This window comes from Trueperella bonasi (assembly GCF_030811535.1).
Taxonomy (GTDB): Bacteria; Actinomycetota; Actinomycetes; order Actinomycetales; family Actinomycetaceae; genus Trueperella; species Trueperella bonasi.
This window is the reverse complement of the sequence record NZ_JAUSQX010000001.1, coordinates 229,478-248,884: the sequence shown is the minus strand read 5'-3', so window position 1 is coordinate 248,884 and position 19,407 is coordinate 229,478. Positions and strand designations below refer to the sequence as shown.

Genomic DNA, 19,407 nt, shown 5'->3' with positions numbered 1-19,407 from the left:
CAGCTCACCGATGCACACGCTGCTCGCCCGGAAGTCAGCCCCCGGGCGAGCAGCTTTTTTATCAGTGCGGATTTCGAGGTTTTCTATCCAGCCACTTACATGTGCCAAACTTGTGCAATAGCAGATAGGGGAGCACGTGATCGGTAAAAGCGTGGATGTTGACATCGTGGATGTCGCATTCGGCGGAGAGACCGTCGGCCAATTTGATGGCCAGCAACTTTTTGTGCGCGGTGCCATTATTGGTGAGCGCGTGCGCGCTGAGATTACGAACATTCGCGCTCGCGGCCTACTTGCCATCACGCGTGAGGTTCTCAAACCGGCACCAACCCGCATTGACCATCCGTGGCCCCTTGGCAGTGTGTATCAAACCGGTGCCGCAAACTACGGCCACATCACCCTGAGCGGCCAACGTGAAATGAAAACGCGCATGCTGAGACGTGAATTAAGAGAGGCAGGTGGCGAGGAGTTACTTGCGCAGTTTTCCCCGCCGATGCTTACCGTCCAAGCAGTTGACGGCAACGGTTGGCACTACCGCACGCGAATTGGCGTGAATAAACTTCCCACTGGAGTTGGGGTCAATTCTGGCGGCACGTTTGTGCGAGTATCAGAACTTCCGCTGGCAAGTAAACGGCTTGAATCACTCGATCTCTTTGGCAACGCGTGGGATGAGACCCTCACGACCGGCGAACACCTCCAGCTCGTCGCTCCGAATGCTGGTTCGCCGGTGATTATGTCGGCAGGTCAAGCCTTCTTTTCACCTTCCGAACGTGCACCTAACACGATCTGGGAAATCGTGAATTATAGGGGGAGAAGCTACGAGTACACACTTGGCACGAAAGGATTTTGGCAGGTCCATGAAAATGCTCCCGATGCGCTTGTAGCCGCGGTTTTCGACAACCTCGAGCTCGACGAACGCACCCACTTCGTTGACCTATATTCTGGTGCGGGTCTATTTTCGCTCGTCGCGGCTGACCTTATTGGTCCACGCGGTAGCGTCCGAGCATATGAAGGTAACAGCGAGGCAGCCGAGGCAGCTTCGGCTAATTTCACGGCCGCGCCTTGGGCGAGTTCCCACGCGCTCACCATCGATGCACACACACTTGGCTCACTTGTCGGTTCCGCCCAGGTTGTCGTTGCTGATCCGCCTCGAGCGGGACTTGGAAGCGAAGCCGCAAAGATTCTAGCTCTCAGCCCCGCTCGGCAAATTGCTTTAGTGTCCTGCGATGCCAGGTCGATGGCACGGGATGTGGCGGCTCTAGTACGCGCGGGTAGGAGAGTAACACAATTCGTGGCCCTCGATATTTTCCCGCAAACGCATTTTGTAGAGACTGTTTGCGTTGTGCAGTAGGTAAAAATAGGTATAAAAATGGGCGGCCCCGGGAATTACCGGAGCCGCCCATTCAGTTAAAAGGCGGGAACAACCTCGCCGTTGGGGTAGGTGTCCTCAATGAATTGTGCGACCTCGGGGGATCGCAGGAGTTCATCCAGCTTTTCGATTGCTTCGGCATTCTCAGCGCCAATGTTCCACGCCAGAACGTTCGAGTACGGGTTATCCACGCCCGATTCGAGCGCGATCGCGTCTTCGGACGGAACGAGGCCTGCTTCAAGTGCGAAGTTTCCATTGATCACCGCTAGGTCGACGTCGGGAAGCTGAACCGGAATCGCCGGTGCCTCCGACTCGCGAATATCAAGATTCTTTGGGTTGTCCAAAACGTCATAAATCGTTGGATTTTCAACGTCTGCCAGTGTGATCAGCCCTTCCTGCTCGAGGAGTTTCAGACCGCGCGCCTGATTGGACGGATCGTTCGTCACGACGACGACAGCGCCCTCTTCGAGCTGATCAACCGTGTCCACTACTTCGGAATACAGGCCGAAGGGTTCGATGTGGATACCTGGTCCGTGTGTGAATTCGTAGCCTTTCTCTGCAACTTCAGCATTAACATATGGGACGTGCTGGAAGAAATTTGCGTCAAGATCACCGGCATCCAAGGCTACGTTCGGCTGAACGTAATCCGTGTACTCGGTGATCTCGAGATCCAAGCCGGCGTCGGCTGCCAGGTTGTCATCAACGAATTGGAGGATATCGGCATGCGGAACCGGGGAGGCTCCCACTTTTAGGGTGACGACGCCGTCCGAGCTGGATTCGTTGTTCGTCGTTTCGTTTCCTTCATCGGACGAGCAGGCTGAAAGAGCCAAGGTCGTGGCTGCTGCGAGTGCAAAAATTTTACGCATGATTGTTTTCCTGTTCTTAAAGGACTGATTTCTAGATGGGGAGCCGAGGCTGTTTAGCCCGGATGGTTGCGCCTCAGCGGTGGTCAACCATCCGGCTCAGCATGTCGCCCATCCACTGGATAAGCTGAACCATAACCAAAATGACGGCGACGACGATGATAATCACGTCAAAGTTATAACGCTGGTAGCCCTGATTGATCGCAAGTGCGCCCAAACCGCCGCCGCCGACCGCTCCGGCCATCGCCGAATATCCCACGATTGTAATCACGAGGATCGTCATGGAGTTGATAATTGACGGCAGAGCTTCGCGCACGAGCACATCCCACATGATGCGCGTTCGGGTAGCTCCAGTCATGAGAGCCGCTTCAACCTTGCCCGATTCGACGGCAAGCACATTCGACTCGACGAGTCTGGCGAAGTATGGGATGGCGCTGACCGTCAAAGCAATGGTGAAGGCGGGCCAGCCTATTGCCTTAAGAAACGGCAAGTCGATCGCGCGGATCACGAAAAGCACGATTATTGCCAATATAATGAATGGTATCGCGCGGCCCAGGTTAACAACGACGCCGGTCACCCGGTTTGCGATCGGTGCCTCGATGAGACCATCCTTACGAGTTTCTGCTAAAAACACGCCGAGCGGTAGACCGAGCAACACGGTAAAGAGCGAGGCGAAGCCAACCATGTAGAGCGTTTCTATGAGCGCTGGCCACAAACCTCGCTCAATCGCAGGATTGGAAAACCACGAGCCAGAAGACAATAGGGGAGTGGCTACGATAGCCGTGGATAACGGCGTCGTCATAATCTCACCCTCGCATGAATTCCGGCGGCTTCGAACGCATCCATAGCGCTGGCGACTTTCTCGGGTGGAAATGCGAGAGCCAGGCGTCCTACCTGCGTGTCGTCGATAGATTCGAAGGTTCCCGCGGAAATGTCGGCACCTAGCTCGGCCACTTTATTCATCACCTTCGAACCGGTGGGGATCCCTGGGCTGGAGGTGAAATAGATGTCGACTAGGCGCTGACCCGTCACGGTTGAGGGATCGACTGCGGGAAGGGGCACAAGCTTCCTAGCAAGCTTTGACGTGGGATCGCTCAACATTTGGAGAATCGATCCCGTTTCGGCGATCTTGCCGGTTTCCAGCAATGTAGCCGAAGTACAAATCTTGCGTACCACGGACATTTCGTGCGTGATGATGAGGATGGTGACACTAAGCTGGTCTCGAATATCTTTCAAGAGATCAAGAATCTGGTCAGTGGTGTCCATATCCAGGGCAGAAGTGGGCTCATCGGCAAGGATCACCGACGGCTGTGCCGCGAGCGCGCGAGCAATCCCGATGCGTTGGCGCTGGCCGCCAGAAAGTTGCGCCGGGTAGGACGCACCTCGATCAGCCAGACCGACCAGCTCAAGTAAGGTTGCCACGCGTTTATCACGGTGCGCTTTCTTTACTCCCGTCACCTTGAGCGGGTAGTCGATATTATCCCAGGCGGTTCGTGCCTCGAAAAGATTTGCCCCTTGGAAGACCATGCCAATCCGGCGCCGTTCCGCACGTAGATCTGCCTCGGAAAGTTTCGTCAGATCTTTGCCGTCAACCTTGATCGAGCCGCGCGTGGGTTGTTCGAGTGCGGTCAGGCAGCGAATGAGGGTTGATTTGCCCGCACCTGATTCGCCCACGATCCCGTGAATTTCACCATTTGGGATCGTGAGCGTCAGATTGTCAAGAGCGACGACGTCCTCGCCGTTCTTGCGCGGGTAAATTTTCGTTACCCCATCGAGCTCGATCATGGTCCTCCGCTGTTAGCCATGCAGGCTGTGCTTACGAGGGAATAGTAAACACAGGGAAGTACATGGTTGCAAATTCATCTCACCAGATGTTCATCGATTCGCCGTTATTCGAGCCCGAGCCGTTTACCGATGGTGACGCTGACCTTCGTGGATCCCTCGAAGAAGTCGTTCCCTTTATCGTCAACGACGATAAAGGCCGGGAAATCGTCAACTTCGATCCGCCACACGGCCTCCATTCCGAGTTCGGGGTATTCAAGGACCTCGACCTTCTTGATGCAGTCTTCAGCCAGCTGCGCCGCGGGCCCTCCGATTGATCCGAGGTAGAAACCGCCGTACTTTTGGCACGCATCGGTGACCTGTTGTGAGCGGTTTCCCTTCGCAAGCATAATGAGAGAACCGCCGGCCGCTTGGAAGGGTTCCACGTAGGCGTCCATGCGCCCGGCCGTCGTCGGGCCAAAGGAACCCGAAGGCTTACCATCCGGAGTTTTTGCGGGGCCTGCGTAGTAGACCGGGTGGTCCATCATGTATTGCGGCATACCCTCGCCGGCATCGAGGCGTTCCTTGATTTTCGCGTGTGCGATATCGCGTGCGACGACGATCGTGCCGCTGAGCGATAGGCGGGTCTTTACCGGATACTTCGAAAGTTCAGCACACACTTCGGACATCGGCCGATTGAGGTCGATGTGGATGACCTCATCGCCTTCTTGGTGGCCGATTTCGGCGTCTGTTGTTTCAGGTAAAAACCTTCCCGGATTGAAGTCCAACTGTTCGAGAAAAATGCCCTCGGGAGTAATCTTTGCCTTTGCCTGGCGATCGGCCGAACATGAGACGGCAATTGCCACCGGCAGTGAGGCGCCGTGGCGGGGAAGGCGAACAACTCGTACGTCGTGACAAAAATACTTTCCACCGAACTGGGCGCCGATATCGATCTTCCGGGTGAGATCGAGTACCTGTGCTTCCATGTCGAGATCGCGGAAACCGTAGCCCTCTTCGCCACCCTGGGTGGGAAGCTCGTCCAGATACTTTGCTGAAGCGTATTTCGCCGTCTTCAAAGCATATTCTGCTGAAGTGCCACCGATCACGATTGCAAGGTGGTAGGGCGGGCAAGCGGCCGTGCCCAGCGAGCGGATCTTTTCCTCGAGGAAGGGCATCATCGCTTCGGGGTTAAGGATCGCTTTGGTTTCCTGATACAGGAACGATTTGTTAGCCGAGCCGCCACCTTTGGACATGAAGAGGAAGCTGTACTCATTTTCTTTGCCAGGCGCAGTATCTGCGTAGAGTTCAATTTGTGCCGGCAGGTTCGTTCCCGTGTTCACTTCTTCGTACATGGTCAAAGGAGCATTTTGGGAATAGCGCAGATTGTACTTGTCGTACGTACTTTGGATGCCGCGAGACAGAGCGCGTTCGTCAACTCCCGGGGTTAATACGTGCTGCCCGCGATCACCTTTGACTATTGCCGTGCCCGTGTCTTGGCACAGCGGAAGCACACCCTGCGAGGAAATATAGGCATTTCGGAGTAGTGTCTTAGCGACGAAGCGATCGTTGGGGGAAGCTTCTGGATCTTCGGTGATCTTCACCAGCTGCTCGAGATGTTCAGTTCGCATGAAGAAATTGATGTCATGCATTGCGGTTTCGGCAAGGAGCTCAAGTGCACTTTCGTCCACCTGCAGGAAGGTTATTCCTTCCGGGCCTTCAACAGTGCGCACACCTTCAGTGGTCAGAAGGCGGTATTCGGTTGTATCCGGGCCAAGGGGGAGCATATCCCTGTATTTTATGTCAGCCATCGTTCATCTTTCTGGTCAAAGAACTCGTCGATAAGAGGCTAACGTGCACTTTTTTTAAATCCCGGGATCAATGACCCGCACCGTGGCAACGTCCGGCAACTCACCTATTTCCCATTCGATGTGACTAAACTTGAAGTGTTCAGCATTGACGAAGAGGTGTATTGTGGAACAACCCAAGCTTGAGACCCGATCAAAGAAGATCATCGAAGTAGACGGCTACCAGTTCAAAGATCTCAATGGTAATGGGAAGCTCGATCCATACGAGGATTGGCGCCTACCATACGAGGAGCGTGCAAAAGATCTTGTTTCGCGCATGACCCTCGACGAAAAGGTGGGCAATATGCTCATCAATACTCGACGCACGGGGTACAACACCCCCGAAGGCGGAAAGACGTCTTATGACGGCATTATCGACGAGGAGATCATCGAACAAGGCGAAACAATTTTTGCCATGCGCAAGGTGTGGGGAACAAGCCACACGATCGAAAACCTTCACATTCGCCATTTCATTTTGCGCGATAACTTTTCACCGACGAAGCTCGCCCGCTGGAATAACGCGATGAATGAAATTGCAGAGGGCACCCGCCTTGGTATCCCAACCCTCGTGACGTCGAATCCTCGTAACGATAACGGTGAGTTCGTTTTCGGCATGAATGACGCAATGGGTGTCTTTTCCACGTTCCCAGCCACGATGGGTATTGCAGCCGCGGTGCTCGGCGAAAAGGCGCTGGGCAAAGATGGCAGGATTTTCTCAGAATACGCTCGAGCAGCGTGTGCGGAATGGCGTGCAAGTGGCCTGCGTAAGGGCTACATGTATATGGCCGACGTCGTCACGGACCCACGCTGGCAGCGCACCTACGGAACTTTCGGCGAAGATCCGGAACTAATTTCCGATGCGATGGAGCGCATCATTGAAGGTTTCCAGGGCGATGAACTTGGCCCGGAGTCCGTGTCACTAACAACGAAGCACTACCCGGGTGGCGGACCGCGTGAAAACGGTTTTGACCCGCACTACGTTGAGGGCAAATGGAACGTTTACCGTACCCCGGGTTCATTGGATAAGTACCACATGCCCGGGTTTAGGGCCGCGATTAAGTCTGCTTCGATGATGCCTTACTACTCGGCCCCGTCGATCGAGAAATCCGTGGTCCAGCACATTGACGGCATTGACGTGCCCTTCGAGGAGGTAGGATTCACCTTTAACTGGTATCTGATCGAAGAAGTTCTCCGGCGCCGCATGGGTTACAAGGGTTATATCAACTCTGATTCGGGCGTCACAGACAATATGAACTGGGGCGTCGAGGATCTCGAACGGCCTGGCCGCTTTGCGAAGGCGGTTAATGCCGGCACGGATTTGATAGCCGATACCAATAATGTCGAAGATCTTAAGGCCGCTGTCGAACAGGGCATGATTTCGATGGAGCGTATCGACGAGGCGAATTACCGACTGCTGATGGAGATGTTCCAACTCGGGCTGTTTGATGAACAGACCTACGTCGACGCCGAGGCGGCTGACGATATCGTGAAGAACTCTCCGGGCTGGAAGCTTGCGGATGAGGTGCACCGCAAGTCCATCGTGCTTATGAAGAACTCGAACAAGACCTTGCCCCTTGCGGAAGGTACAAAGGTTTACGTTCAGATGTGGCATAAGAAGCCCGAAACCTCCGAGCAGAAAACGGCTGAAGCTCGCGAGCAGATCGGTGCGGTTGATGGCTTGATACTCGTGGATAAACCGGAAGAGGCGGATGCTCTCTACCTCATGGTTGATCCGCAGTCCGGCGATTACTTTAACGCAACTCCCGGGTTGCTCGAGCTCACCATTTGCGAAAATAAACCGTTGAGAGCTGTTGACGGCACGGAGTATACGGAAACGACAGTCACCGGTGCCGAAGAGTTCAAGCAAATGGCGCGCGAAGGCCGCGAACGTGGCCAGAAGGTGATCATTTCGGTGAACTATTCTTTGGCGTGGATTATCGACGACGTCGAGCCGCTCGCGGATGCACTCATCGGTACCTTCCACAGCTTCTTTGACGCTCAGGGTGAGGTTATCGCTGGAAAGTTCAAGCCGCAGGGCAAGATGCCGATCACACCACCGGGAACCGAAGCGGCAATTCACGTGGATGAGAATGGTATTTGCGTCTCGCCCAATGACGTGCCCGGCTATGACAAGCAGCAATACATGCCAGAAGGTCTCGACTACGCGTGGACCGATACAGATGGCAACGTCTATAAGCTCGGCCATGGACTAACGTACGAGGACTAAGCGACGACGGCACGTCAGATGCTGATGTGCCTAAGATGAGGTGGGCGGAGCCTCGGTTCCGCCCACCTCTTTATGAACCTTCGATTGGCCCCACCAGCTGCAAGAAACACTGACCACAAAGTGCGACGTAATCGATGTTTTCTTGGTTATCGATGCTCACTTGCTCGCCGTGTAGCACGAACGCGCCGTCAACCTTTCGAGCATTGAAATTCGCTTTTCGGCGGCACCCGGCGCCGCACATCGTCTTCAGCTCTTCGAGGGTGTGAGCCGTTTCGAGTAACCGGGCCGAACCGGGGAAGACACGGGTGAGGAAATCTGTGCGAAGGCCATAGCACAAGACAGGCACGTCTAAGACGAGAGCGACTCGAAGCAACTGATCAACCTGGGTAGAAGTCAAAAATTGCGCCTCGTCGACCAGAACACCGCCAACAGTATTCCCTGTGATTTGCCCCAGCCACGCCTTCGTAATGTCGAACAGGTCATCTTCTGGTCGAACCAAATGGTCGGCCTTTCGCTCAATTCCGAGCCGGGTGCTTAGTGCACCGCCAGCTTTAGAGTCAAGAGCGGGCTTGATGATGAAAACCTGCTGAGCAGACTCTTCGAAGTTGTGTGCCGCCATCAGCAAACCGGCTGTTTTGCCTGAATTCATGGTTCCATAGCGGAAGTACAGTTTTGCCACAACAATTACCTTTCGGTCTATCCAATGTTACAGCTTTGACGGCCGTGCGTGATGTACCAGCCCAAGAATATCGGTGTCGGAGCCGCATGCGAGGGTAGTGGTATGAACATTGAGATCGTTTCACAACAAAAGTACGCGTGGCGAAAGCCGAAGCTCGGGTGGGTAATTTCGCTCGGTGCTGTAAAGCTGGGCCCGGTGCAGGTACTACCAACCTGCAGTCAGTTACCCCTCCTCGGCTGTCACCCTAATTCGGCGAGCAGCGGGCAAGGGAAGCGAAACCTCACGGCCTTCGACATCAATGGTCGTAAGTCCCAGTCCGGGGGTTTGAACGGCGACTCGCGCTGATATGCCGGGTCTCACCCCGAGATCCCCCAAGTAGACCAACACATCTGAATCGTCGTCGTCGACTTGTGCGACAACGACCTCTGATCCTTCCTCCACCTCTGAAAGCAGAAAAACGTCAAACTGAGGCATCGTACCGTCAGCGCGAGGAATGGGATCACCGTGCGGATCACGTAAAGGGTGGCCCAGGAGCTCGTCAACGGCTGTGATGAAGCGTTCAGAAACAGCGTGTTCAAGCGCCTCAGCCTCCGCGTGCAGCTCTTCCCACGCGTATCCCAAATGATTGTGCAGGAATGATTCGATAAGTCGGTGCTTGCGCACCACACGCAGGGCCTCACGGTGGCCATCTTCCGTAAGGCGAATCGGCCCGTAGCGCTTGTGAACCACAAGTCCTTGGGCTGCGAGTTTTTTGACAGCCTCGGTCACGGTGGACGGACTAACCTCCATCCGCCGGGCAAGTTCGGTCGGCAAAACCTCGGGGCCAGACCATTCGGTAATTGCCCAAATGGTCTTTAAATAGTCTTCGGTAGACGGCGTGAGGGCAACCATTACGACAAAGCCGCGGCCACCGCGAGTTTTAGAGCCGATTGGAAGTTCGTCTCGCGCTCTTCCGCGGTCATATCGACTGTTTTCACCGTTATGTGATCCGAGACGGTCAAAACGGCCAATGCTTCTTTGCCGTGTAGTGCGGCAAGCCCGTAGAGTGCTCCAGCTTCCATTTCCGCGCCCGCCGTGCCAACGCGGGCAGCGGCCGCATTCACCTCATCCGGCACGTCGTAGAAGCGATCCCGGGAAATAACAGGTGCGACGACGACGTTCATATCGTCCGTTGCAGCTTCGAGCGCCGCCTGGACGAGATTGTGCGAGGCGACAGCAGAGAAATGGGTTTGGGGAATGAGGTGAGTGTTAATGATACCTTCATAGTGTGCGCCGTTAGCAACGATGACATCGCCGATTTTCACCCCGTTGGAAAGACCGCCACAGGTTCCAACGCGAATCACGCGTTCGACGTCGAACTGCGTAAACAATTCGGAGACGTAGATGGCAAGCGACGGCTGGCCCATACCAGATGCCATAACGGACAGTGGTTTGCCGTCCACAGTTCCCGTGAAAGCCTTGATACCGCGCACATCGGAGACGACTTTAGCGTCAGGCATGAGCAGTTCGGCCATTCTTTCGGCTCGCTTGGGATCGCCAGGCATTAAAACAGCTGGTGCGAAATCGCCTTTTTCGGCGGCGATATGTGGGGTGGCCATCATGGATCTCCTCGGTTGTTACGATTTCTATATATTATCGCCAATAAACTCATCGCGCGCGAGGCTGACGTTAGTTTGCCGAATCATCGGTAGCGTCAGCAGCGCTCGAATCTCCATCCTGAGAGTCAACTCGCGCTTTAGCCTCTTCGAGCCCGATATCCTCCTTAGCATGGAGTTGGGCGGCCTTACGGGCCCGTTTACCTTCGGCTTTTCGCTCTTTGGGGGATAAATGTTGGGCGACCTTTTCGTCGAACTTCCTCCAATACTCGGTGCGATAATGCTCGAAGTTACGCGGGGGACCACCGGGGCGATCCTCCATGTGGTCCAAATACGGGTAGGTATCGTGGCCTTGGAAGTAGAGCAAAGCGGTATTTATTGCAGCGGCCACCGGAACGGCAAACAGCGCGCCAAAAATTCCTGCGACGGCCGAGCCGCCGGTCACGAAGATAACGATTGCCAGTGCGTGCATGTTGAGAGCGTTACCCTGCAGTACGGGCTGAAGGACATTGCCTTCCAACTGTTGGACGACGATCACGCCGAGCAACATCAGCAGGGCCATTGCTATCGACTGCGTGTTGACCAAAACGATCACAACAGCGAGGAAGCCCGAGAGGAACGCGCCAACGATCGGGATAAACGAGAATAAAAACACGACGACGGCGATGGGGAAAGCCAGACTGAATGGAGTCTTTAAGAGCATGGCAACAGCGGCAATACCAACTGCATCGACAGCCGCAACGATTGCCTGTGTTCGGGTGTAGTTCCCGATAGTCACCCATGCCCGGATACCGGCCTCGTTGATCTGAGTTTGCTGGGATGTTGGCGCGAGCCGAACTAGCCAGTGCCATAGCCGGCGCCCGTCCTTAAGGAAGAAAAATAGAGAAAAGAAGGTCAAAATCAGGCCGGTGAAAAAAGAGGTGACGGTTGAACCAACAGAGGCAACGCCGCCCAGAATAGACGAGGAATTTTGGCGGATCGTTTCCTGCGCACTTCCCCAAGCGTCATCGAGCGATGATCGCAAGTTCGGGAACTGCTCGCTTATCACGGCGATGAGCGTAGAAATACCTTCAACAACCTGCTCGGTAAGGTCTGAAACTCCCGCGACTATTCCCGTGCCTGCCCCAGCAAGAAGCCCGGTGATGACGAGCACCAGACCAATGAGAGCCGCGGCTGCTGCTGCGGCTGGAGGCCATCCCCAGCGATTTTGGAGGCGAGACGATACCGGCTCCAAAATAACTGCAAGCAGCAAAGCGATCATCAGCGCGATGACGATCGTAGAAAATTGGAGCAAAAACCAGCCCAGAGCAATGGCAATGATGGCGATGACGATAATGCGCCAGGACCACGCAGCGGCTGTGCGTAAACCTGTGGGAACACGGGTTGTGCTGAGACGCTGGCTGGTGTCTGCGCCGTCATAAGTCGAGGCTGAAATGCCCTCGGGCTCTACTTTTTCCATGCAGCCAACCTTACTCGAATGCCGCCATGTTAAGAACATTAAGCGCCGATTGAACAAACCGTAAGAAATTGGAATTGCCCATCAAGGGTGAGACAATAATTTCGCAAGTTGAAACCGAGGTTAGGAACCATTGATGTCTGAACAGAATACCAACTCTTCTGAAGGGCAGTTCAAACCGGAAGTCCATGAGGGCGGGCAGGGAGGATCTTCTCCGGCCGCGCAGAACTATCAGGGCTACGGCGCGCAGGGGGCACCGACCTTTGCTCAGTACGGGGGGCAGCCGCAGCAGCCTCACGGCCAGCAGCCGTATAGCCAACAGCAGTACGGTCAGCCACATCCGGCGCAGTACGGCCAGCCATACGGTCAGCAGCCGATGGCGCAACAGAACTCTGGCGGAGGCTTCGGCGCACTGTTTTCTAGTGACTTCTCGCGCACGTTTACGCCGGGTCTGGCGCGCATCGTGCACATCTTCGCGATTGTAGCCGGAATCGTCATGGCTGTTGGCGGGCTTATCGTTTTCATCACGATGCTGTCTGAAGATTACGTAAGTGGGGCAGCAAAGTTTAATTCTTTCGTGGGCTTCTTGACCAATACGGCGATCGGGCTGCTCATCATCGGAGCGTCGCGGGTGATGTTGGAGTACTTCGTCAAGAATTCGGATTCGGACACGAAGTAACGGTATGGTTCGTGCCCTCCTCGCCTTCGATCTCGATGACACCTTAGCGCCATCGAAGTCACCACTTCCTGCGCGAATGGCTGCTACTCTACGCGATCTGCTTGAGCTTCATGACGTCTGTGTCATTTCAGGTGGGAATTTTGAGCAATTTAATAGGCAGCTGCTTGGTGGATTGAAAGCAACCGCCGAGCAGCTGGCTCGCCTGCATCTTATGCCAACGTGTGGAACGCGATATTTGCGTTTCAACGACGGCGATTGGGTTCCGGTTTACGTTCGCGATCTGAGTGAGAAGGAGCGCATGGAGGCCCAGCGAATTTTGGAGGAAGAGGCAAAACGATTAGGCTTGTGGGAATCTAAGCCGTGGGGCGAAATCATTGAGGATCGCGGCTCGCAAATAACGTTCTCGGCACTTGGCCAGCAGGCACCTTTGGAAGAGAAAAAGGCCTGGGATCCTACCGGATCAAAAAAAGAGGCATTGCGTGCCGCCGCCGCCGAACGTCTACCGGCGCTAGAAGTACGCTCCGGAGGTTCTACATCCGTTGACATCACACGTAAAGGTGTTGATAAATCATACGGAATTGCCGAACTTGCAAAACATACGGGAATCGACATTGCTGACATGCTGTTTATCGGTGATCGCCTCGATCCTTCAGGAAACGACTACCCGGTCAAGAAGCTAGGAATTGACACCCACCCCGTAACCGGCTGGGAAGACACCGCCGCATTCGTTGAAACGTACGTCAAAAAGGCTCAATCACGATGACCTTTGACGGCGCGGACGACACCGATGATATCGAGCTAGCTGAACTCGAGCGGCGCATAGCAAAATTCGAAGCAAAGCCAACCGAACATGAGAGCGCCGGGGGAGCATCGCTAGAAACCGGGCTCTTATGGACGATTGCAAGCCTTCTCGGAATGTTTGCTTCTGCCATGCTCTTGCTTTCAGAAATTAACTACCTGAGAAATCCCGCCGGCAACCTTCTTTGCGATGTCAATCCACTCGTCGGATGCTCCACGTGGTTTACCGCCTGGCAGGGAACACTCATTTTCGACGTGCCCAACGCCCTGTGGGGGGCGCTGTTCTTTGCAGGCATGTCAGGACTCGGGCTGGTGCTACTCACCGGTGGCCGACTCCACCGAAGCCTTTGGTCGCTCGCCCTTGTGGGAATATCACTGGGCATGATCTGGGTGCTCTGGTTTGGATACCAATCGTATGTCGTGGCGGGCTCAATCTGCCCCTATTGCGTGATCGTTTGGATCGCGGTGATTCCACTATTTGTGCACATTCTCGCACGCACGCTTCAAGCGGGCCATCTTGGCCAAAGCGCGAGCTCTGCAGGATCGGCGCTCGTGCGTAACCGCTGGATAGTTGTTGCGGTACTTTACGTGACGTTGGTTGCGGTGACAATCATCGCCTTCTGGAACTCTTGGGCGCTGGTATTTTGATCCGCTAGCAGGTCCTAGTTCGGCGGGATCTTCTCACCGTGTCCTAGCTCGCCCAAGGCCTTGCGTAGCTTGTCCATCGCACTGGCGATCTCGTCTGCTTCAGCCTTGTGCGCATTTTGAACGTATGCGGCAGCTTCCGATTCTGCGGGAATCACGTGGATATGGGTGTGCGGCACCTCAAAGCCGAGAATTGCTGTGACTGCACGCGGAACGTTGAAGGCTCTTTCTTGCGCATGGGCGATAATCTGCGCCACTTTCGCCATATGCGCGAAAACGGCGGGATCGACGTCGTTAAACTTATCGACTTCCTCCAAGGGGATGACCATCACGTGCCCGGGGCGCATTGGCTCAATGGTTGCCATGACCACGCAGTGCTCGTCCTTCCACACGATCTGGCCGGGGAGTTCACCCGCAATAATTTTCGAAAAAACGCTAGCCATACTCCAAGTCTACCCGGGAAGTCACATCTCTCACATTGGCTATCGCCGGGCTGTGATTTGGGCTGGGCTAAGATTGATTGCGGATGATTAATTTCTAGGAGAATCATGAGCATTACGCCGTCGCATCGTTACACGGCAGAACTTGCCGGGCAGATCGAACTGAAATGGCAAGAGCGCTGGGAAGAAAAAGAAATATTTAAAGCGCCTAATCCCGCGGGTGATCTCGCACCGGCGCCGGGTGATCAACTACCAGAAGATACTTTCTATTTGCTCGACATGTTTCCATACCCGTCCGGTAAAGGCCTCCATGTCGGCCATCCGCTCGGCTATATCGCTACCGACACTCTCGCAAGATTCGCTCGCATGCAGGGCAAGAACGTTCTGTACACGATGGGATACGACTCGTTTGGCCTTCCCGCCGAGCAGTATGCCGTCCAGACGGGCCAGCATCCTCGAGTAACCACCGAGGAAAATATTGCCAATATGCGCCGTCAGCTGCGCCGGCTTGGAATGTCCCATGAGCAACGTCGTTCGGTTGCGACGACGGACGTGGAGTTCATGCGCTGGACCCAGTGGATTTTCCTCCAGATTTACAACTCGTGGTACGACGAGAAGGCGCCCGGGCGCGCGCCTGGAACTGTCGGTCGCGCCCGGCCGATCAGTGAACTGGTCGGAGAGTATGCGGCCGGTAGGATCCCGACTCCAGATGGCCGCCCCTGGAAGGAACTTTCAGCTGAGGAGCGCAACCAGGCCATCAACTCTAAGAGGCTGGCCTATATCGATTACGCGCCGGTCAACTGGGCACCCGGCTTGGGTACCGTGCTTGCCAATGAGGAAGTGACGGCTGAGGGCCGTTCCGAACGGGGTAATTTCCCGGTTTTCAAACGTGAGCTACGGCAGTGGATGATGCGAATCACCGCCTACGCCGATCGGTTGGCCGACGATCTCGACCTAGTTGATTGGCCGGAAAAAGTGCGCCTCATGCAGCGCAACTGGATCGGAAAATCGCATGGCGCCGACGTTGATTTCGTGGCACACAGTGCAGATGGTGACTACACGTTGCGCGTCTTTACCACTCGGCCCGATACCTTGTTCGGGGCCACCTTCATGGTGGTCTCGCCCGAACATCCGATGCTTGCCGGTTCTGGGCTACCCGGTGAATGGCCGGAAGGCACGAAACAAATCTGGACCGGAGGTGCAGGTACCCCGGCGGTAGCCGTCAGGGCATACCAGGAGGACGCTGCACGCAAATCCGAGGTCGACCGGGTAGATGACACCAAAGACAAAACCGGCGTTTTCACGGGTATTTTTGCGACCAATCCCGTCAACGGGAAGAAGATTCCCGTGTTTACAGCCGACTACGTGATGATGGGCTACGGAACCGGCGCGATTATGGCTGTTCCTGCCCACGATCAACGCGATTTTGACTTCGCGAAAGCATTCGATCTGGAAATTGTGCCAACGATGAAACCCGAAGAAGGATTCGATTGGCAAAGCGCGTGGGTGCAAGATGGCGAAATCATCGACTCGGCCAACGAAGAAATTTCGCTCAACGGGATGCATCTGGCCGAGGCTGTGCCGGCGATTTCTGAATGGCTGGAGAGCAAAGGGCTCGGTAAAGCGACCGTCACCTACCGCTTGCGTGACTGGCTGTTCTCTCGGCAACGGTATTGGGGTGAGCCATTCCCGATCGTCTACGACGAGGAGGGCCGCGCACACGATCTACCCGAATCTATGCTTCCGGTTGAGCTACCAGATACTCCCGACTACACGCCGAGGTCTTTTGATCCCGACGACGCGCAGTCCAATCCCGAACCACCGCTGGGCAGGCTCGATGATTGGGTGAATGTCGAACTCGATCTGGGCGATGGGCCGAAGATGTACAAGCGTGATACCAATACGATGCCTAACTGGGCTGGCTCATGTTGGTATGAGCTGCGCTATCTTGATCCTAATAACGACGAAAGCTTCGTTGACCCGCGGGTTGAAGAGTACTGGATGGGCCCCACAGATAAGAAAAAGGCGGGCGGCACAGATCTGTACGTAGGCGGCGTCGAGCACGCCGTGCTACACCTGTTGTACGCGCGATTTTGGCACAAGGTGCTTTACGATCTTGGGCACTTGAGCTCCTCGGAGCCATTCCACAAGCTTTTCAATCAGGGCTATGTACAGGCATATGCCTACACTGATCAGCGCGGTCAGTATGTTCCCGCTGATGAGGTCGAAGAGGTTGCCGCAACCGATGGTTCAGGTGAGGTCACCTACGTGTGGAACGGTCAAGAGGTAAACCGCGAATACGGCAAGATGGGCAAGTCATTGAAAAATATAGTGACCCCAGACGAGATGGCTGAACAGTATGGGGCCGACACCTTCCGGCTCTACGAAATGTCGATGGGGCCACTCGATGTTGACCGGCCCTGGGAGACCCGCGCGGTAGTTGGATCGCAGCGTTTCTTGCAACGGCTGTGGCGCAATATTCTCAACGAAGAGACGGGCGAGCTCGTCGTCGTTGATTCGCAACCGGATGCGGAAACAGAAAAGCTGTTGGCCCGTACGATTGTTGGCGTCACCGAAGACTACGAAAACATGCATATCAACACGGCGATCGCGAAGATGATCGTGCTTAACAACCACCTCACCACGCGTGAGGTTCCGCGTTCCGTGGCCGAAGCGCTCGTTCTCATGGTTGCGCCCGTTGCACCGCATGTGGCCGAGGAACTATGGGAGCGGCTTGGCCATACCGAAAGCTTGGCTTATGAGCCTTTCCCTGTGGTAACTGACCAATCACTATTGGAAGACGATACGGTCATTGCGATCATTCAGGTTAAAGGTAAGCTCCGTGATCGCTTGCAGGTTCCCGCCGATATATCAGCTGAAGACCTTGAAAAGCTCGCACTAGCCTCCGAAAAGGTGCAAAAATTCTTGACCGGCGAACCGCGAAAAGTCATTGTGCGTGAACCGAATCTCGTGAACATCGTTCCGTAAAATACTCGGATGTCAAGGCAGGTCTCATCCCAACTTTTGGGATGAGACCTGCTCCATGTTTGAGCCGCGTTACAGTGGTTCGAACATGGAGAGAAAGGGCGTTCGATGGTGGCAACCGATATCGTTAAAACTCAGGTTTTCGATGAACCAGCGTGGGAGCTTATCTCTCCAACCGGAGCGCGTGCCATTGTTGCCGAACGTGGCGCAACACTGGTCTCGTGGAAACCTCGCCCCGAAATCGAACTCATCTCTTCTTACGAAAATGCAGAAGAACTGGATGCCGGAGTCGGTGGACGCGGACTTATCATGGCCCCTTGGGTAGGGCCGATCGAGTCGGGCACCTACAGTTTCGCAGGAAATGACTACCGCGTAGACGATGCCGGGCGAGTGGCTGGTCTTGCGTTTCGGCAAAACTTTAAGCGCTCATCGTCCGGCTCGACGCTCTCATTGCGGACGGCGATTCCAGCCTCACGAGGCTATCCGTGGCCCATTGACGTGGCAGTCCATTTCTCCCTCGATTCGGGCGCCGAAGCAGAAGAGCATTTGTCGTTGACACTCGAGGTGAGGAACGTTTCCAAAGAAGACGCTCCGTTGACGATCGGATGGAGCCCGCACGTCATGCTGCCCGGCCTGGGCGCCGTATCGAACTTGGCGATATCCGTGCCCTCACGGACGAAGATTTTGACCAACCGGCACGGTATTCCGCTTCCGGGTGAGTCGGCGTACGCGGGTGTGAACATGCCGATGGACATCGAATATCTCGGTTCTGCAAAGTTGGACGATTACTATCGCGGTCTCGTGCCGGATAATTACGGAGTGGTTGCTACACGGGTTGTAGACCCGGCATCGAATTCGTCAATCGTGCTCACACAGGAACCCGGGGAAGCGCCGGTCGTACACGTGAATACCGGTGACAACCTTGAGCGTGCCCCACGTACGGCCGTGGCGCTGGCACCGATGTCACACGTACCGGACGCCTTCAACCGGCCGGATGCCTCCGGATCAATACGCGTAAGCCCTGGCCAATCTCGGCAAATGACTGCCACTTTGACCTACCGGGCCTAGGCGAGGCTAGGTTTGCCACGTTAGCGGCGCCTGGACCGAACAGGGATCTGGTAATCTCGTGCCCTAGAGTGCGGCCTGCCGAGCGAACGATCTGGTCAACGGTGGTTTGCCGGAGTTGACGTTGCCGCTATCTTCGTAGGTGCCACGGGCGTGAGGTGTCCTTTCCGGTCAAGGACGGTGACAATCGCTTCACCCGTGCCCAGGTTGGGCAAGATTTGCTCAAGGACCAGCGGCGAAGTGGGAAACGTTGCGAGTGTTTGGCGCAGCTTCTTGGCCTCATTGGGAGTGTGAGCGCGAAGCGCATGCTGGACTTTTGAGCCAAGTTGGGCCAAGACGTCGTCGGGAATATCTTTCGGGCTTTGGGTGATGAAAATAATGCCGATTCCTTTTGAACGCACGAGGCGAACGGTTTGCAACACCTGATTGAGGAACTCCTTGGCGGCGCCATTGAACAGCAGGTGGGCTTCATCGAAGAATTCATCCGCACCCTGTGCTGCCAGTTATGCCACGTTTCGTAAAATGACTCCCGCTGTTGAGCTTGCAACACCTCCGATATTCATAAGTTCTTCTTTTCCGGTATCGGAGGTGAGATATGAAGCGACGGCGCGCAGGTCACTTAAGTCGATGAGCGCAAGCGCGGATTCCTGCGTTTCATTGAGGCCGAGCACCTTGGCAAGTAAAATTGGCCCGAAATCGGTGACGGTTGTACGGATCGGGCTTCCGTGACCAACACTGCCAAGTGCAAAGAGCTCGGTTGGGAACCCTTGCGGTTGCCAATCTTGACCTTGGGCACGCGTACGATCAGTGAGTTTTTCGGACTCGGAGCCAGGCTCGAGCAAACCCGTGAGATCTCCTTTGATATCGGTGAGAAGGCAGGGAACGTCCGCATTGGACAAACCCTCGGCAATGAGTTGGAGCGTGCGGGTTTTTCCCGTTCCGGATGCGCCGGCGAATAGCTCGATTCTACGGTTCGGGTTACCTTCGCGCGCTGAAAGTTACCC

16 protein-coding genes and 1 pseudogene are annotated in these 19,407 nt (G+C 55.3%); 7 read left to right on the top strand and 10 right to left on the bottom strand.

Annotated features, from left to right (window positions below):
* Positions 1-136: 136 nt before the first annotated feature.
* Positions 137-1,348: a class I SAM-dependent RNA methyltransferase gene (locus tag J2S70_RS01145; RefSeq protein WP_307681917.1), complete on the top strand. Its 1,212-nt coding sequence runs from the start codon at positions 137-139 to the stop codon at positions 1,346-1,348.
* Between the two features lie 56 nt (positions 1,349-1,404).
* Here the strand turns inward: J2S70_RS01145 and J2S70_RS01140 are convergent, their stop codons facing one another.
* The 4 genes from J2S70_RS01140 to J2S70_RS01125 all read right to left on the bottom strand — a co-directional run bounded on the left by J2S70_RS01140 (position 1,405) and on the right by J2S70_RS01125 (position 5,798).
* On the bottom strand, positions 1,405-2,232 hold the full coding sequence (locus tag J2S70_RS01140) for a MetQ/NlpA family ABC transporter substrate-binding protein (RefSeq protein ID WP_307681916.1): 828 nt from the start codon (positions 2,230-2,232) through the stop codon (positions 1,405-1,407).
* Between the two features lie 73 nt (positions 2,233-2,305).
* The gene (locus J2S70_RS01135; RefSeq protein WP_307681915.1) at positions 2,306-3,031 is read right to left on the bottom strand and encodes a methionine ABC transporter permease; all 726 of its coding nucleotides are present in this window, start codon (positions 3,029-3,031) and stop codon (positions 2,306-2,308) included.
* Positions 3,028-4,014, bottom strand: a complete 987-nt coding sequence (locus tag J2S70_RS01130; protein WP_307681914.1) for a methionine ABC transporter ATP-binding protein — start codon at positions 4,012-4,014, stop codon at positions 3,028-3,030. The genes J2S70_RS01135 and J2S70_RS01130 overlap by 4 nt, the downstream gene beginning before the upstream one ends.
* Positions 4,015-4,118: 104 nt before the next feature.
* On the bottom strand, positions 4,119-5,798 hold the full coding sequence (locus J2S70_RS01125; protein ID WP_307681913.1) for a fumarate hydratase: 1,680 nt from the start codon (positions 5,796-5,798) through the stop codon (positions 4,119-4,121).
* A 163-nt stretch (positions 5,799-5,961) separates the two neighbouring features.
* On the opposite strand from J2S70_RS01125, the gene J2S70_RS01120 reads away from it, so the two are divergent.
* Positions 5,962-8,061, top strand: a complete 2,100-nt coding sequence (locus J2S70_RS01120; protein WP_307681912.1) for a glycoside hydrolase family 3 protein — start codon at positions 5,962-5,964, stop codon at positions 8,059-8,061.
* Positions 8,062-8,131: 70 nt separating this feature from the next.
* On the opposite strand, the gene J2S70_RS01115 is transcribed toward J2S70_RS01120, so the two are convergent.
* The 4 genes from J2S70_RS01115 to J2S70_RS01100 form a co-directional block, all read right to left on the bottom strand.
* A complete protein-coding gene (locus J2S70_RS01115) occupies positions 8,132-8,740 on the bottom strand; it encodes a thymidine kinase (RefSeq protein ID WP_307681911.1) in 609 nt (202 codons plus the stop codon).
* A 222-nt stretch (positions 8,741-8,962) separates the two neighbouring features.
* On the bottom strand, positions 8,963-9,631 hold the full coding sequence (locus J2S70_RS01110) for a metal-dependent transcriptional regulator (RefSeq protein ID WP_307681910.1): 669 nt from the start codon (positions 9,629-9,631) through the stop codon (positions 8,963-8,965).
* Positions 9,631-10,338, bottom strand: coding sequence for a purine-nucleoside phosphorylase (locus J2S70_RS01105; protein WP_307683346.1), 708 nt, complete (start codon positions 10,336-10,338; stop codon positions 9,631-9,633). Before J2S70_RS01105 ends, J2S70_RS01110 begins: the two co-directional genes overlap by 1 nt.
* Before the next feature lie 70 nt (positions 10,339-10,408).
* On the bottom strand, positions 10,409-11,794 hold the full coding sequence (locus J2S70_RS01100) for an AI-2E family transporter (RefSeq protein WP_307681909.1): 1,386 nt from the start codon (positions 11,792-11,794) through the stop codon (positions 10,409-10,411).
* A gap of 133 nt (positions 11,795-11,927) precedes the next feature.
* On the opposite strand from J2S70_RS01100, the gene J2S70_RS01095 reads away from it, so the two are divergent.
* From J2S70_RS01095 to J2S70_RS01085, 3 genes are read left to right on the top strand one after another with little or no spacing between them, the layout of a single operon-like run.
* A complete protein-coding gene (locus J2S70_RS01095; RefSeq protein WP_307681908.1) occupies positions 11,928-12,470 on the top strand; it encodes a DUF4282 domain-containing protein in 543 nt (180 codons plus the stop codon).
* 4 nt (positions 12,471-12,474) lie between these two features.
* Positions 12,475-13,233, top strand: coding sequence for an HAD-IIB family hydrolase (locus J2S70_RS01090; protein ID WP_307681907.1), 759 nt, complete (start codon positions 12,475-12,477; stop codon positions 13,231-13,233).
* Entirely contained in the window at positions 13,230-13,916 is a 687-nt protein-coding gene (locus J2S70_RS01085; protein WP_307681906.1) for a vitamin K epoxide reductase family protein, read from the top strand. Before J2S70_RS01090 ends, J2S70_RS01085 begins: the two co-directional genes overlap by 4 nt.
* A gap of 14 nt (positions 13,917-13,930) precedes the next feature.
* Here the strand turns inward: J2S70_RS01085 and J2S70_RS01080 are convergent, their stop codons facing one another.
* Complete coding sequence (locus J2S70_RS01080) at positions 13,931-14,356, bottom strand: HIT family protein (protein ID WP_307681905.1); 426 nt, start codon at positions 14,354-14,356, stop codon at positions 13,931-13,933.
* Between the two features lie 105 nt (positions 14,357-14,461).
* Here J2S70_RS01080 and leuS point away from each other — a divergent pair, with 105 nt between their 5' ends.
* Both leuS and J2S70_RS01070 read left to right on the top strand, forming a co-directional pair.
* Positions 14,462-17,341 (top strand): leucine--tRNA ligase, encoded by a 2,880-nt coding sequence (leuS, locus tag J2S70_RS01075; RefSeq protein WP_307681904.1) that lies wholly within the window; start codon positions 14,462-14,464, stop codon positions 17,339-17,341.
* A gap of 105 nt (positions 17,342-17,446) precedes the next feature.
* Positions 17,447-18,406 carry an aldose 1-epimerase gene (locus J2S70_RS01070; RefSeq protein ID WP_307681903.1) on the top strand — a complete coding sequence of 320 codons (960 nt, stop codon included), beginning with the start codon at positions 17,447-17,449 and terminating at the stop codon, positions 18,404-18,406.
* Positions 18,407-18,513: 107 nt separating this feature from the next.
* Here the strand turns inward: J2S70_RS01070 and J2S70_RS01065 are convergent.
* A pseudogene (locus J2S70_RS01065) lies at positions 18,514-19,371 on the bottom strand (helicase HerA-like domain-containing protein); the annotation flags it as partial.
* Positions 19,372-19,407: the final 36 nt, after the last annotated feature.